The sequence below is a fragment of the Cryomorphaceae bacterium genome (assembly GCA_007695365.1).
In the GTDB taxonomy this organism is placed as follows: domain Bacteria; phylum Bacteroidota; class Bacteroidia; order Flavobacteriales_D; family SKUL01; genus SKUL01.
In genome coordinates, this window is the sequence record REDV01000090.1 from 1 (window position 1) to 13783 (window position 13783).

Annotated in this window: 13 protein-coding genes; 4 read left to right on the plus strand and 9 right to left on the minus strand. The window is 50.2% G+C overall.

What is annotated here, in order from left to right; genetic code table 11:
• Positions 1–150: 150 nt before the first annotated feature.
• Entirely contained in the window at positions 151–1383 is a 1233-nt protein-coding gene (locus EA392_08540; GenBank protein ID TVR38827.1) for a 4-hydroxy-3-methylbut-2-enyl diphosphate reductase, read from the plus strand.
• On the opposite strand, the gene EA392_08545 is transcribed toward EA392_08540, so the two are convergent.
• From EA392_08545 to EA392_08565, 5 genes are all read right to left on the minus strand, one after another.
• Positions 1367–2059: a (d)CMP kinase gene (locus tag EA392_08545; protein TVR38828.1), complete on the minus strand. Its 693-nt coding sequence runs from the start codon at positions 2057–2059 to the stop codon at positions 1367–1369. The genes EA392_08540 and EA392_08545 overlap by 17 nt on opposite strands.
• A gap of 22 nt (positions 2060–2081) precedes the next feature.
• On the minus strand, positions 2082–3128 hold the full coding sequence (locus EA392_08550) for a hypothetical protein (protein ID TVR38829.1): 1047 nt from the start codon (positions 3126–3128) through the stop codon (positions 2082–2084).
• A gap of 84 nt (positions 3129–3212) precedes the next feature.
• Complete coding sequence (gene lon / locus EA392_08555) at positions 3213–5660, minus strand: endopeptidase La (protein TVR38830.1); 2448 nt, start codon at positions 5658–5660, stop codon at positions 3213–3215.
• 99 nt (positions 5661–5759) lie between these two features.
• Entirely contained in the window at positions 5760–6968 is a 1209-nt protein-coding gene (locus EA392_08560; protein ID TVR38831.1) for a glucose-1-phosphate thymidylyltransferase, read from the minus strand.
• A gap of 93 nt (positions 6969–7061) precedes the next feature.
• Positions 7062–7337, minus strand: coding sequence for a type B 50S ribosomal protein L31 (locus EA392_08565; GenBank protein TVR38839.1), 276 nt, complete (start codon positions 7335–7337; stop codon positions 7062–7064).
• 157 nt (positions 7338–7494) lie between these two features.
• On the opposite strand from EA392_08565, the gene EA392_08570 reads away from it, so the two are divergent.
• Positions 7495–8973: a hypothetical protein gene (locus EA392_08570; protein TVR38832.1), complete on the plus strand. Its 1479-nt coding sequence runs from the start codon at positions 7495–7497 to the stop codon at positions 8971–8973.
• Here the strand turns inward: EA392_08570 and EA392_08575 are convergent.
• The gene (locus tag EA392_08575; GenBank protein ID TVR38833.1) at positions 8947–10053 is read right to left on the minus strand and encodes an acyl-CoA reductase; all 1107 of its coding nucleotides are present in this window, start codon (positions 10051–10053) and stop codon (positions 8947–8949) included. The genes EA392_08570 and EA392_08575 overlap by 27 nt on opposite strands.
• 67 nt (positions 10054–10120) lie before the next feature.
• On the opposite strand from EA392_08575, the gene EA392_08580 reads away from it, so the two are divergent.
• Both EA392_08580 and EA392_08585 read left to right on the plus strand, forming a co-directional pair.
• Complete coding sequence (locus EA392_08580; GenBank protein ID TVR38834.1) at positions 10121–10468, plus strand: 4Fe-4S dicluster domain-containing protein; 348 nt, start codon at positions 10121–10123, stop codon at positions 10466–10468.
• Positions 10469–10542: 74 nt separating this feature from the next.
• Positions 10543–11427: a hypothetical protein gene (locus EA392_08585; GenBank protein TVR38835.1), complete on the plus strand. Its 885-nt coding sequence runs from the start codon at positions 10543–10545 to the stop codon at positions 11425–11427.
• A gap of 36 nt (positions 11428–11463) precedes the next feature.
• On the opposite strand, the gene EA392_08590 is transcribed toward EA392_08585, so the two are convergent.
• The 3 genes from EA392_08590 to EA392_08600 form a co-directional block, all read right to left on the minus strand.
• A complete protein-coding gene (locus tag EA392_08590) occupies positions 11464–11661 on the minus strand; it encodes a hypothetical protein (GenBank protein ID TVR38836.1) in 198 nt (65 codons plus the stop codon).
• A 42-nt stretch (positions 11662–11703) separates the two neighbouring features.
• Positions 11704–13014 carry a T9SS C-terminal target domain-containing protein gene (locus EA392_08595; GenBank protein ID TVR38837.1) on the minus strand — a complete coding sequence of 437 codons (1311 nt, stop codon included), beginning with the start codon at positions 13012–13014 and terminating at the stop codon, positions 11704–11706.
• A gap of 629 nt (positions 13015–13643) precedes the next feature.
• On the minus strand, positions 13644–13783 hold a 140-nt coding region (locus tag EA392_08600; protein ID TVR38838.1), incomplete at its 5' end, for a T9SS C-terminal target domain-containing protein.

The window sequence follows — 13783 nt, forward strand, 5'->3', positions numbered from 1 at the left end:
AGACAATAAGCCGATTGGCCGATTAGACGATTAGCCAATTAGACGATTTACCCCCTCAGAGTCACTCGCAGAGGACTCTGAGGGAAGTAAATCTCGATAGAACGCGTGTGGGAACAAAAGGCTAACTTTGTGGTTGCTTAGGCAGATACCATGAAAAAGTTTGAGATACCCACTATCTACCGGTCCGAAGTGATTGGTAAAATTAAGGAAGCCAGAAAAATACGTGACCCGCGGAAAAAGGATTTTGAGCCTACCTTGCTCGATTTTGGTCCGGTGCGCTTTTACATTGCACGGCATTTTGGGTTTTGTTACGGCGTAGAAAACGCCATCGAAATCTCCTACAAAGCCCTGGACGAAAACCCCGACCGACGCATTTTTCTCCTCAGCCAGATGATTCACAATCCGGAGGTAAACAACGATTTACTCTCAAGGGGTATTCGCTTTATCATGGACACCGAAGGCAATCAGATTATAGACTGGAGTGAGCTCAAAGCCGATGACATCGTGATTATTCCGGCTTTCGGAACCACCATCGAAATTGAAAACAAACTCGCTGCCATCGGCATCGAAACGCAAAGCTACAACACCACCTGCCCCTTTGTGGAAAAAGTGTGGAACCGCTCACGCAAGCTTGGTCAGGACCATTACACGGTCATCATCCACGGCAAGCGCAAGCACGAGGAAACGCGGGCTACATTTTCGCACAGCAAAACCACGGCACCTTCGCTCGTGATTCGCGACATGGAAGAGGCCAAACTCGTAGCAGCCAAAATGCGGGGCGAGATAAGCACCGAAGAGTTTTTCAAACATTTCTCAGCATGTGTGTCAGAGGGTTTTGATCCCGACGTGCATCTTCAAAGAGTGGGCGTAGTGAATCAAACCACCATGCTGGCGACCGAAACGCAGGCCATCGCCGATTTTTTCAAAGATGTGGCCATCGAAGTGTTCGGAGCGGAGACCATTCAGGACCACTTTGCGGATACCCGCGATACGCTTTGCTACGCCACCAACGATAACCAACAGGCAACATACGGCTTGCTAGAGAAAGATGCCGATCTGGCCATTGTGGTGGGTGGTTACAACAGCTCCAACACCTCGCACCTGGTTGAGCTTTGCGCAGAAAAGTTCCCCACGTATTTCATCAACTCAGAGTCTGAAATTGAGTCAGGGCACGCCATCAACCATTTCAACTACCTGGAAAAAATCAAGTTGCGCACGGAGAATTACCTTCCCGACCACCGCCCGGTAACCATCATTCTCACGAGCGGAGCATCATGCCCTGATGCCGTGGTGGACAGGGTGTTGCACAAGGTGCTTTCCTATTTTGAGGATACCCGCGAAATTGATAGTGTTGTGGAAGAGGCCCTTATGCAGCCTGAATAGTTTCCTTCACGAGGTTCAGCGCTTTTTGAAATTGCCCCTCCAGCGTAAGGTGTGTGTTGTCAATCACAATGGCATCTTCGGCCTGGCGAAGCGGATTGACCATGCGGTTGGAGTCTTCCTCATCGCGCTGCAGCAGATTGCGGTGCACCTCGTCCAGGCTCACCTGCATTCCTTTTTCTTTCAGTTCGCTAAAACGCCTCTCTGCTCGCACCATGGGGTCGGCAGTCATAAAGAGTTTCAGGTGAGCATCGGGTAATACGTTGGTTCCTATATCTCTTCCGTCCATCACTACGCCTTTTTCGCGGGCCATGTCTCGCTGAAGCTCCACCAGTTTGTAGCGCACCTCAGGCACTGCTGCCACCTCGCTCACCCTGGCGGAAACCCTCATTTCGCGAATCAGGTGCTCCACCGGCTTTCCGTTCAGGTGAATCAGAGCCTTGTCTTGTTCAGGAGTGCGGGCAAAGCGCACATCAATGTGGGGAAGGGCGACAATGAGTTCTTCGCGCTCAAAACCGTCGTCGTGCAGCCAACCCAATTGAAGGGCGTGGAGGGTTATGGCACGGTACATTGCTCCGGAGTCTATGTAGATGTAATTGAGCTTTTCGGCAAGTTGGCGGGCCAGGGTGCTCTTTCCGCAGGAGGAGTACCCGTCAATGGCGATGTTTATTTTCTGCACGGCTTCGGTTTGATGGCCAAAGCTAATTCTTCCCTGCGAAATCAGAAAACCGCGTGGTAATGGTGAGGTGATTGGATGCGCCGGCCAGTGAGTAGGTGTTGTGGCCGTAGCTGAGATGGAATTTGTGAACACGTAAACCAAAGCCAAAAGAAATGCCCGCCAATCCAGTGATATCGGGAGCTTTGAGTTCCTGCCGTCGCCGGTAGTTGAAACCGCCTCGCAAAAACATGTTTTTGCCGATGAGAATTTCCACGCCGAAAGCAAGATGCCGCATCAGGTTTTCGCCAAAAGTGTTCTGGCTCACATTGATAATTTCGCCGGTAAGCGGGTCGCGCTGTTCGGTGTTTTCGTCTTCCTCCACAAGCTCCCATTGCTGCATGTTTTCAACCACCATCATCAGCCTGAATGGGGCATTTTTCAACTTGTGGGTAATGGCCATCTGAATTTCAAACGGCATGTTGGGCCGGTCGTTGTCGGTATAGTAGCTGAGTGGTGCACCGATGTTGAGCATCATGAGCGACACCGTAGTATTGATGCGCGGATTGTGGTACACCCCTGCAAGATCAACAGCCAACGCGGTAGATACGAACTCAGCCATCTGCCCGTAAAAAAACTTGGCGTTGGCACCGAAGGTAAAGAGCGAGTCAATGGGCCGCGAATAGCCGAGGTTTACGATGTACTCGCCGGCATTGAAGCTTCCGGTTTCGTCGCCAAAAGGATTGGTTTCTGTAAACTGTCCGTAGCTGAGGTAGTTCACCGATGCCGCAATGGTTCCGATTTTTTCGTGGTGACGCGCGTAGGCCACCTGACCGTAGTTGATATTGCTGAGGTAGTTGATATAACTGAACGAAAACTGGTTGTGGTTTTGTTCGTCGAGCAAAGCCGGGTTGAAAGTGCCCAGGTTGAGGTCGCCGTCCTTTATCGCAAAACCATTGGCTCCCAGTGCGCCCATCCTTGCCGAGAAAATAAGGTTACTCGATACAAAAGCGTTCTGGCCACTGCCTTGTGCGGCTACATCGCCAAGCCCATAAAGGCTGATTAACAAAAGGATGGAGGTTTTAAGCCGCATCAGGGGTTCATTCCAAAACGGAACGCAAGATAGCGATACTTATTTTGGTTGACCCGCAAAAAGATGGCCCTATTCTCAAATTCCTCAGGCTACTTTCAGGGCATTCACCACCTTTTCCTTCAGAAGAGCCAGCTGCACCACTTCAATCATTTCATCCACATAGTGAAAGGTGAGGCCTTTGAGGTATTTCGGGTTGATATCCTCAATGTCCTTTTGGTTGTGTTTGGAGAGGATGATTTCCTTGATGTTGGCGCGCTTCGCCGCCAGGATTTTTTCCTTGATACCTCCCACGGGAAGCACCTTGCCGCGCAGCGTAATCTCACCGGTCATGGCGAGGTATTTTTTCACTTTTTGTTGGGTAAAGGCAGAGGCCATCGCTGTAAGCATGGTAATTCCGGCCGAGGGTCCATCCTTAGGCACAGCGCCTTCGGGCACGTGCACGTGGATGTTCCACTTGTCAAATACCTCCCAGTCGAGGTTTAATTTCTCACTGTGGGCTTTGAGGTATTCCAGCGCAATCATGGCCGATTCCTTCATCACGTCGCCAAGGTTTCCGGTGAGGGTGAGCTTGCCTTTGCCACGGGTAATGCTGGTCTCAATGAATAGAATGTCGCCACCGGTGGGTGTCCATGCCAATCCTGTTACCACACCGGCCACGTCGTTGTTCTGGTACTTGTCTTTGGCGTGTGCCGGACCCAGTATTTTGGTCAGGTCTTCGGGTTTTACAGCAGGCTCAAATTCCTCATCGAGGGCAATATTCTTGGCACGTTGACGCACAAGTTTTGAAATGCGTTTTTCCAGCGTTCTCACACCACTTTCGTTGGTGTATTCCTCAATGATTTTTTCCAACACCTTGTCGGTAACCCGCAATTGGGTTTTTTTCACGCCATTTTCCTTGAACTGCTTGGGAAGCAGGTGTTTTTTGGCGATTTCAATTTTTTCTTCAACGGTGTAGCCGTTCACTTCAATGACTTCCATCCGGTCGCGCAAGGCAGGGGGGATGGGAGCCAGTGAGTTGGCCGTAGCAATGAACAGCACTTTGCTGAGATCGTATTCAATTTCCACGTAATTGTCGTAGAAGGTGCTGTTTTGTTCAGGGTCGAGGACCTCGAGCAGCGCTGATCCAGGGTCACCGTGAAAATCGCGGCCCAATTTGTCAATTTCATCCAGTACAAAGAGCGGGTTGCCTGTTCCTACGCGCTTCAGGCTTTGGAGAATTCTGCCGGGCATTGCGCCGATGTATGTTTTGCGGTGGCCGCGGATTTCGGCTTCGTCGCGTACGCCACCCAGCGACATACGCACGTATTTCCGGCCCAGGGCTTCGGCCACTGATTTACCGAGACTGGTTTTACCCACCCCGGGAGGGCCGTAAAGACAAAGAATCGGGGCCTTGAGGTCGCCTTTGAGTTTGAGTACAGCCAGGTGTTCAAGGATGCGCTCTTTTACTTTTTCCAGTCCGTGGTGGTCGCGGTCCAGAATGCGCTGTGCACGTGCCAGGTCAAATTTGTCTTTGCTGTATTGCTGCCAAGGCAAATCGAGCAGGGTTTCAATGTAGTTGAGTTGCACCGAGTACTCGGCGCCCTGAGGATTCATCCGGTGAAGCTTATCAAGCTCTTTTTCAAAAGTTTTGCGCACTTTGTCGCTCCATTTCTTTTTTTCGCCGCGCGCCGCCAGTTCCTGAATTTCTTCTTCCTGCGGATTGCCACCCAGTTCTTCCTGAATGGTTTTCATCTGTTGGTGAAGGAAATACTCGCGCTGCTGCTGATCCATGTCAATTTTGACCTTTGTCTGGATGTCGTTTTTCAACTCCAGCATTTGCATCTCTCGCGTGAGGTGCTTGAGCACAATTTCGCAGCGTTTAAAGAGGTCGCCGGTTTCGAGGATGGCTTGTTTTTCCTCCACCGATGCGTTCATGTTGGAGGAGATGAAATTCACCAAAAAGCTCAGGCTCTCAATATTTTTAATGGCAAAGCCGGCCTCGCTCGGAATGTTGGGTGATTGGTTGATGATGTTGAGCGATAAATCTTTCAGCGAGCTCATCAGCGCCTGGTAATGCTCGTTGTTGGGGCTTTTCATGGCCTCTTTCACCTTCTTCACACGCGCTACCATGTAGGGTTCTTCGCGCACCAGCTCAGTCATTTCGCATTTGTGCTTACCCTGAATAATGGCCGTAATGTTTCCGTCGGGCATTTTGAGCAACCGGATAATGGCGGCCACGGTACCCACGCTATTCAGGTCTTCAAAAGCGGGCTCTTCAATTTCGAGGGCCTTTTGGGCCACCACGCCAATTAATTTCTTTTTGCGGTAGGCCTCGTTGATGAGTTTAATGGATTTATCACGTCCCACTGTAATGGGAATCACCACGCCCGGATAAAGTACTGTATTGCGTAGTGGAAGAATGGCCAATTCGGCAGGAGTATCGAGGTTCTGCATTTCGGCTTCCTCTTCGGAAGTCATCAGCGGAATAAACTCTGTTTCGTTCTCGCCGCCTTGCATAATGTGAAATGGGCCGTCAAATAAAAAGTCGTTCATAGGGTTGATGCTATTCAGTCAAATTGTCAGTTTAGCGCCCGTGTTGGGAGCATTTTTGCGTGGTAGGCCAATGGGTCAATAGCCGTGCCAAGAGGTGTTCTACGATCGGTAGCGCGCCGATAGTTCAAAAACTTCCTTCAGGATGTTTTCATCGGCTGCTGAAAGTTCAATGTCGCGTCGGCTCATCACCACCTTTGCTACCTCCAACGCTTTGTTGAGCTCATAGGTTTCGAATGGCGTCTGGCCACCCCACGCAAAGGAGGGAATGAACTTCGGTGGGAAGCCCGTACCGAACACGTTGGCAAATACTCCTACCGTAGTACCTGTATTGAACATGGTGTTGATGCCGCATTTGCTGTGGTCGCCCATGGTGAGTCCCACAAAATGGCGTCCCGAAGGGGTGAGCGCCTCGTCGCGGTAGCTCCATGTTTTAACCTCGCCGTAGTTGTTCTTGAGGTTGGAGGTGTTGGTATCTGCGCCCAGGTTACACCATTCGCCAATCACAGAGTTCCCGATAAAGCCGTCGTGGCCTTTGTTGGTGTAGCCTTGAATCACGCAGTTGTTCACTTCGCCGCCCACTTTACTGTGCGGGCCAATGGTGGTGGGGCCGTATATTTTGGATCCCATTTTCAGCGTGGCGTGCTCGCAGAGAGCAAGCCCACCGCGAACGGTAGCGCCTTCCATCACTTCGCTGTTATTCGCCAGGTAAACAGGGCCGCTTGTAGCGTTAAAAATGGCTCCGTATGCCGTGGCCTCTTCTTCGGCAAAGAACTGCTCACCGCGTATCCGGTTATCACCAGAGAGGTCGGCCGAGGTTCTCCCCGCGCAGAGCAAATCAAAATCGGCTTGAAGTTCTTTTTCGTTCAAGGCAAAAATGTCAGAGCATCTGTGCAGTGCGTCAAACTGGCTGCGAAAAACTTCTTTTTGAAGGCTGTGGGCCATGTCTTCGAGCAGCTTCATATACAGGTTCAGGCTTATGCCGTCCAGCATTTCTTTGGGAATGTGCATGGCAACGATTGCTCCGTCGGGATTGAGTAGTACTTGCTTGCTGCCCAGTGAGCCAATGGCATCGCAAAGTGAGTTGTTGGGAAGCACCGCGGCGTTGATCAGAATGTTATCGTTGGCCTTTCGTATCGGAAATCGCTCCATGAGATATGGCATGGTGAGGAAACTTACCTCGGCGTTCATCCTGCGCGACCATTTTTCGTGGATGCGCAAGATGCCCAATCGCAGGTCGCCTATGGGGCGTGTGTAGGTGAGCGGCCTTAAATCCAAATGTCGGTTGTCGTCAAAGAGGATGATGTTCATGTTGCTAAAGGTATGAAAGACCGTCGAGGCCGGAAAACAAAAAGCCCCGAATCAGTTCTACTGCTTCGGGGCCGGAATATGATTAAATCAGGACTACTCCTGGTTGTTGTCTTCTTTTTTACCCCACTTGGCGTAGCGCTTGTTGAATTTGTCAACACGACCGGCGGTATCAACCAGCTGCATTTTACCAGTGAAGAAAGGGTGTGTGGTGTGCGAAATCTCCACTTTGATAAGTGGATATTCGTTGCCATCCTCCCATTTGATGGTCTCTTTCGAGTCCGCAGTTGATTTTCCGAGGAACGTGTAATCGTTTCCTACGTCTTTAAAAACAACGAAGCGATAGTTTGAGGGATGAATGTCTTTTTTCATGATTTCTTCATTAGGGGGTGCAAAGGTAATGAATCTTTCCAATGCTCAAAGTGATTTTTTCAGGAAATGGTGGACGAAATAAGCGCTTTTTTCGTTAGGGCTTTGGTCGACTCCTAAAATAAGCGGAATTTAGCAGCCCCCAGCGATGAAAACTTCGATGCGAACACCTTGGTTATTGGTTGTGGTTGTGCTTATTGGATTGCTCCAGAGCCAGTGCCGCAAGCAAAATTTTACAGATGACCCGAATGCTGTGCTCGAGTTTTCGATGGATACCGTTCTGTTTGATACCATTTTTAACACCATTGGGAGTACTACACGTATGCTCAAGGTGTACAATCGCAACAGGCAGGCTGTCAAGGTGTCGAGTATTCAATTGTTGGGTGGGCAGGCTTCCCAGTACCGCATCAACGTGAACGGTTTGCCGGGCGATGTGTTTGAAGATGTAGAGATTTATGGTCGCGACAGTATCTTCATATTTGTGCAGGTTACCATTGACCCTTCCGATTCGCTACACCCATTTGTGCAAGACCGAATTCGCTTCGAAACCAACGGCAATGTTCAACATGTGAATTTGCTGGCCTGGGGATGGGATGCCATCTTCTACACGCCCAATGTTTTTCCAACCAACGGATTGCCGCCTTACCGCATCATCAACCCTGAACCCGGCGGCACCACCATCTGGACCAGTGAGAAACCCATCGTGATTTACGGTTATGCGGTTGTGGATGAGGGTGATCACCTGATTATAGAACCGGGTACGCGCATTTTTCTTCACGACGGGAGCGGGTTGTGGGTCTTTAAGGATGGTTGGATTGAAGCCGAAGGAACCCAGGAAGAGCCCATTGTTTTTCAGGGCGACCGACTGGAGCCTTTTTACCAGGACCAACCCGGGCAATGGGATAGAATCTGGATCAACGAAGGCCCAAACAACAACGTGTTCAGGCATGTCATCATCCGCAACAGTTTTATTGGCATTCAGGCAGAAACGCTGCCTTTTGGAGGAAACGAACCGGCCCCTACCAGCAGCAATAAGTTGATTCTTGAGAATTGCCGTATTTACAACACCTCGTTGATAGGAGTTTTGGGGCGTAATTACCGTATTGATGCGCAAAACAATCTCATTTACAACAGTGGTCAGCACCTCTTTGCCGTAAGCGGAGGCGGCGAGTACAATTTCAATCATTGCACTTTTGCCAACTACTGGACCTTCAGTTCCCGTCAGTCGCCATTGCTTTTACTGACCAACGCTTACCAGAATCCTCCTGGCGTGTTGCAGGTGCGCTCCATTGAAAACACCACTTTTAGCAACTGTATCTTTTTCGGAAACAACGAGAATGAGGTGGAGCTGGTGTTCGACGAGGAAGGGGTGAACATAGACATCACCTTTGAGCACAGCATTCTGCGCTACAATCAGGAAGATTTTGATTACAATGAGTATTTTGGAAACGAAGTGTTTGTGAACGAAGCGCCGGGTTTCGCCAATGTATTTGAGAGAATTTTCAAGCTTGCACCGGGCGCTTTCGCTATCGGAAAAGGAACCACCTCTCCCAACGTGCCCTTTCAACCGAGTATGCTCGATATCAATGGAAATACCCGTACAGGGCCTGATTTAGGCTGTTTTGAGTTTGTTCCGTAATTCTGTACCTGTAAGGAAAGCCATCGTGTCAATGCCATCGGCGTAGTCTGCCAATCCGGGCTGCTGCGTCGTTCCCGGGGAAATGCAGTCTTTAAGCCACGGGGCTTTTCCTACCACACATTGAAGTACTTCCTTTCGGTCTTGAAGATTTTGGAGCACCTGTTCCTTGTTGCTGTATCGCTCAAAATGGAGGGTGCCCAGGGTGCTGTACAGCATGGTATCGGGTCGCAGCAACAAAAAACCATTGTCCAATAAAGACTCGCGATTCATGAGGTAAAGCGCCTTGTAGTAATCGTAGTTGTTGGCGTACTTGTTATGGTTGATGATCGGGTGATAGTGGTAAATGGCCTTGAAAAAACGGTCAATATCGAAGTCTTCGGGCAAAAACAACTTCGATACGTTTCGGCAGCCCAGCCCGAAGTAGCTGAATACGTCTTCGCCCAGAGCACGGAGGTCTTCATCGGTAAAGGAGCTGTCAATCACAGCCGCGGAATTGCGGGTACCGCGAATGATGTGCGGATAATGCCCAAAGTACTGCTGAAAATAGCGGGTGGTATTGTTGCTTCCTGTGGCAATAAAGGCGCCGGCATCGTTGAGCTTGCTCGCAAAAGTGACGCGGTTTGCCAGGTCGGGCGAAAAATGCGCCATGGTTCGCACTACGGCGGGCATCAGCACGTGGTCGTCAGATGCGGGTTTCACAATGGCGTGGTGTCCGGCCATAAGCACACACAGCAGATCGTGCATCCCCACCAACGGAATATTACCCGCCATGACAATACCTATATTCAGACTTTTATCAGGATTAAGGTCTTTGCTGTAAGGCTCCAGCCAACTCCGCAGATTTTCAGCGGTGAGCTGTTTGGCCCATGCCTCAAATGCGCGCTTCACCTCAGTAGGTGTGAACCACCCGTTGTGCTGTTGGGCGCGCAAAACAGCGTCTTTCAATTCAGTGTATTCTCCTTCGCCAAGCCCTGATTCAAAGCCCGGCCAGGCAGCATCTTCGGCCACCCAACCAAGCACTTTACCGAGCTGAACAAAAACCTCTGCGCGTTGTTCCCATTGCATAACGAGCGATACCATATTTAGGTGAGAAACGTTCGATTGTCTATATTTGCAAAGCTAAAACAACCTAATTGATTTTTGTGTCATGGCGATAATGATTACGGACGAATGCATCAACTGCGGGGCTTGCGAGCCCGAGTGTCCGAACAACGCAATATACGAGGGAGGAGAGAACTGGAGACTGAGCGACGGAACCTCTCTTTCTGGTTCACAGACCACACCCATGGGCAATAGCTATGAAGCCGACGAAGAGCAGGAGCCTGTGAACATGGATGTGTACTACATTGTGACCGATAAGTGTACAGAGTGCGTGGGCTTTCACGATGAGCCTCAATGCGCCGCGGTTTGTCCGGTAGATTGCTGCGTGGATGACCCCGATTTCCGCGAGAGCGAAGATGAGCTCATGAAGAAAAAAGAGTTCATGCACCTTTAGTCTCATTCGTAGAGACCTTTCTGCTACGGCCCGGATATTGCATACTTTTGAGGCACACCCTCCGTTGTGCTCTTATGACTTTTCGCTGCCTTGTACTTTTTGCCGCGCTTGCTCTATGGCCGCCTTCTTCGCTTTGGGCGCAGTCGCCTGCGGTCGTGGCCGATTCGTTAAACCATTATCTGGAGGTGATTAACAATGCCGGGAGTAATATTGAACGATCGGATGCCCATCAGTCGCTGGAAAATCTGTTGCGGCGCGCTTTGCTGAAAGAGGATGTTTTTCTCTACCCTTTCAATGAAGTTCGCGCCATGGCCATTCATCCTGCCACAGGTAAAGGTTTGCGTGTTTTTAGCTGGATGACGCCGCTGCGAGATGAACCGGCGCAATACGGATGTGTATTGGTTTATCACGACCGAAAAAAGCAAATGAACCAGGTTTGGACGCTTGAGCAACATCAGGGCGACATGACTTCGGGCCGCAGTGTAAGCGAGAAAAACTGGCCGGGTTCGCTTATTTACAACGTGGTGCATGTATCTGCCAAACCACGCGACTACTACCTGCTTTTTGGTTTTGAAGAAGCCGGTGAAATCACGAACCGCAAAGTAGTGGATGTACTTTATTTTCAAGGGAACAGGCCGCGAATTGGACTACCTGTTTTTGAGCAGGGAAAGCGCGCGGACAAGCGGCTGGCTTTTGACTACAGCCGGGATGCAGTTTTCAGCCTCAATTTCTACGACGACATCGGGATGATTGTGTTTGACCACCTCGCGCCCACGCACCCATCACTGGAAGGGCAGTTTGCACATTACGTTCCACAGCAGACTTTTCACGGGTACCGCTTGCAAAAGGGAAAATGGCTGTACGAGGAAAATGTAGATTTCCGCAGAAGCAAAAAGGAAAAGGACGGCCCCTACAACGACCCTGCAAAGTTCAAAACACCCAAACCACCCCGAAACTAATACGCGGGTAGTTGCAAACACTGCTCTTGGTTTCTCCTAGAGGAACTTGATGAGCATCACCACGAGACAAAACAGAAACACAAAAATGGAGATGCGGTTGATACCGTGCATCATGCGCGTGTTGAAATTGTGCTCACTTTTTTGAAACATCGTGGCTGGATTCAAATAGGTAAGGATGCGTTTGATGAACATGGCTTCCGGGTTTGTGGACCATAAAATTACGGCCTTTTCCATAGAGAACAAGCCAATGCACTTTTGGTTTGCAGCAGTCCCGACTTATAGCTTTACAAAGCGCCCGGTGTAGGCAGCGTTTCGGTCTTGCAAGCGCACGAGATACGTGCCGGCAGGCAATGCTGAGACATCCACACTCGTGATGCCTTCGCTGGGCTTCACCGTCATGACCACTTTACCCGATGCATCCAGAATCAAGGCCTCAGCATCACCGGAAAAATGGTGCCCGGATTCACCCATGTGCAAGATGCCTGTCGTTGGGTTGGGATATAGGTCGAGCGCAACAGAGCCGCCTACTTCCGCAACGTTGGTTGTGCACTCAAGCTGATTGATTTTTTGCCAGATTAAATTGTTCAGAATTAAAGGAACCAGCTCATTTCCGGGTGCCTCACCCATACGAACCCAAACCAAGCCTTCGGACGCCACTACGTTGATAAACTGTCCGTTCATTCCGGCTGCCACGATGCAATCGGCGGGTGCATCGGGCACGAGCATACCGGGAAATACGAATGGGGTGCCGGGTACCATAAATGTGCTGGTGCCGTTGAGCCACCACAGGTAACCGTACGCTTCATTAAGACCTTGAGAGGTTGTGACCATGTTCTGGAAGTAATCGGCATCGCCCATTACGGCTGTGCCGTTCCACAGGCCTTCGTTGGCAATCAACAACCCGAATCGCGCCATGCTGCGTGCATTGCTGAAGTACACGTTGCTGTTGCTTTCAATGGTAAAGAAAGAGCCTGTCATCCCTGTAATGCTTTGCACCTTGGAACTGTTGTACTGATTGATGGTTTGACCCGTAGCGCTCTCGATCACATCTTTTAGCAGGGTGTACGGGGCGTTGTAATAGTACCAGAAACTGCCTGGTTCACTGAGGCATGTCAGGCAAATCGGCTCTGTGCAGTTTTGATCGGGTACATTGTAATCCAGTCCGGTGGTCATGGTAAGTTGATGACGAACGGTAATGGCTGATTCCTCCAGACTGTCACAGCTTGTCCATCCCTCACCAAGATAGTCGCTCACGGGGTTGTTGATGTCGAGCAAACCTTCCTCTTGCGCAATGCCCACCAGTGCCGCCGTAAGAGTTTTACCCGCCGAAGCCCAATACCACGGGGTGAGTTGCGTAAAGTTGTCAAAGTATTGCTCAAGAACAATTCTGCCGTCTTTAAGGAGAATAAAAGCTTTGGTGTCATTTTCATCCAGCAAGTCATACAATGCTTCAACCTGTTCCGGACACCAATTGAGCTCTTCTGGGTCAAGTGTCTCCCATTCAAGGTTCTGAATAGGCGGGAAATAGCTTTGAGCCTTCGCTCCCAGCCAAAAACAAACCGCAGAAAAGAGGAGTAAAAGTCTCATCGGAAGAGGATATTGGTTTCTACAAAGATAGCAGATGAAGCGGAGCGCGTGGGGCACACAGGGCAATGGAATTAAATCTGATTGTATTCGCGAAAACGAAAAGTGATGCCGAATATAAGGTCTCCCTTGTGCAAGGACGCTCCGGCCAAACAGTTAGAAAGGTTGATTTCTTCAATACCCACCTGTCCGTTGAGCCTTTTGGTGCGAACCACCGCACCTTGCGCATTGTACACCGAAAGTACATCATTTTCCGCGGCTATTCCTTCCGGTAAGCGCCAGGTTAAATAGGCGGTATTTTTGGCCGGGTTGGTGGACCCATCCCCGGCCCTTCCATCTCGAGGGAAGGGTGCGCGTATAACATTGGCAGAATATCACTTTTCCGTTTCGCGGACGAAATCCTGTCCGACGAAATAAAGTTCTCAAAGTACCAAAAATGAATTCAATTTTACATCCCGCCGCTCCCGGCGGCTCACCCATTCCCCTCTCCCATAGGGGTTAGGGGTGTGTTTTTTGCCTTCTCCCGTCCTAAAATAGATTGGCACTTTCATAACAAGTATGAAGTATAAAAACAAACTCAAAATCCGGGGACGGGGTGGGTCACAACCACCCAAAGCAACCCACAACGGAGACTACCTCACCACCACCTTCGCTCTTACCGCGCTCTCTCCCTTTCGGGCCTCAACAATGTACAGTCCCGGTGGGTGCGGCAAGATCAGCGGCTCATGGCTGGTGAATTGCGTGTGGCGCTGCACCAATTGGCCCACCGAAT

What these genes read in the sequence shown, in the direction of transcription:
- EA392_08540 (TVR38827.1), top strand. Translation starts at nt 151, where the DNA reads ATGAAAAAGTTTGAGATACCCACTATCTACCGGTCCGAAGTGATTGGT.
- EA392_08550 (TVR38829.1), bottom strand. Translation starts at nt 3,128, where the DNA reads ATGCGGCTTAAAACCTCCATCCTTTTGTTAATCAGCCTTTATGGGCTT.
- lon (TVR38830.1), bottom strand. Translation starts at nt 5,660, where the DNA reads ATGAACGACTTTTTATTTGACGGCCCATTTCACATTATGCAAGGCGGC.
- EA392_08560 (TVR38831.1), bottom strand. Translation starts at nt 6,968, where the DNA reads ATGAACATCATCCTCTTTGACGACAACCGACATTTGGATTTAAGGCCG.
- EA392_08565 (TVR38839.1), bottom strand. Translation starts at nt 7,337, where the DNA reads ATGAAAAAAGACATTCATCCCTCAAACTATCGCTTCGTTGTTTTTAAA.
- EA392_08570 (TVR38832.1), top strand. Translation starts at nt 7,495, where the DNA reads ATGCGAACACCTTGGTTATTGGTTGTGGTTGTGCTTATTGGATTGCTC.
- EA392_08575 (TVR38833.1), bottom strand. Translation starts at nt 10,053, where the DNA reads ATGGTATCGCTCGTTATGCAATGGGAACAACGCGCAGAGGTTTTTGTT.
- EA392_08580 (TVR38834.1), top strand. Translation starts at nt 10,121, where the DNA reads ATGGCGATAATGATTACGGACGAATGCATCAACTGCGGGGCTTGCGAG.
- EA392_08585 (TVR38835.1), top strand. Translation starts at nt 10,543, where the DNA reads ATGACTTTTCGCTGCCTTGTACTTTTTGCCGCGCTTGCTCTATGGCCG.
- EA392_08590 (TVR38836.1), bottom strand. Translation starts at nt 11,661, where the DNA reads ATGGAAAAGGCCGTAATTTTATGGTCCACAAACCCGGAAGCCATGTTC.
- EA392_08595 (TVR38837.1), bottom strand. Translation starts at nt 13,014, where the DNA reads ATGAGACTTTTACTCCTCTTTTCTGCGGTTTGTTTTTGGCTGGGAGCG.